Here is an 811-nt window from a genome sequence, read left to right as displayed (position 1 = left end):
GCCGCGTCGTCGCGCTGGCCGCGGTCGTCGCGGGCGTCGCCGGGTACGCGCTCGGCTGGCGCGAGCTCGTCGCGGTCGCGTGGACCGCGGCCGCCCTGTGGGTCATCGCGCTGCTGCACCTCGTCGGATCCTCCGGGGTCGAGGTGTCGCTGCGCCTGCCGCGGGAGCGCGTGGTGGCGGGGGAGCGCGCGCCCGCGACCGTCGCCGTGCGGAACCCGCTGCGGCGCCGTGCCGTGGGCCTCACGGTGGAGGTGCCGGTCGGATCCGGTCTCGCCGAGGTCCATGTGCCGTCCCTCGCGCACGGCCACTCCCACGAGGACGTCTTCGTCGTGCCCACCTCGCGCCGCGGCGTGATCGCGCTCGGCCCCGCCCGCATCGTCCGCGGCGACCCGATCGGCCTGGTGCGCCGCGAGTCCGCCGAGGCCGCGGCGACCCGGCTCCTCGTGCACCCGCGCACCCTCGCGATGCCCAGCACGAGCACGGGCTTCGTCCGCGACCTCGAGGGCCGCGCCACGCGCGACCTCACCGACAGCGACGTGTCGTTCCAGTCGCTCCGCGAGTACGTGCCGGGCGACCCGGTGCGGCACATCCACTGGCGGTCGACCGCGAAGACGGGCGTGCCGATGGTGCGGCGGTTCGAGGAGACGCGGCGGAGCCACATCATGGTGGCGCTGTCGCTGGACGCGGGCGACTACGGGGACGGCGTCGGCGTCGCCGCTGCGGTCGCGGAGGCGGCGGGCGGCGCGGCCCCCGGCGCGGCGGCGGTCCCCGCGGGCGGCACCACGATCGCGGGCGGGCACGCAGCCGGCGG

1 protein-coding gene is annotated in these 811 nt (G+C 78.2%); it reads left to right on the top strand.

Features of this window, described 5'->3' with window-relative positions; all coding sequences use genetic code 11:
- A partial coding sequence (locus DZG00_RS15980; protein WP_119455849.1) for a DUF58 domain-containing protein occupies positions 1-811 on the top strand: 811 nt, incomplete at both ends.

This window comes from Clavibacter lycopersici (assembly GCF_003576405.1).
Lineage (GTDB): Bacteria > Actinomycetota > Actinomycetes > Actinomycetales > Microbacteriaceae > Clavibacter > Clavibacter lycopersici.
Note: the sequence above shows the minus strand (reverse complement) of the source record. Positions and strands in the feature narration are given on the sequence as shown.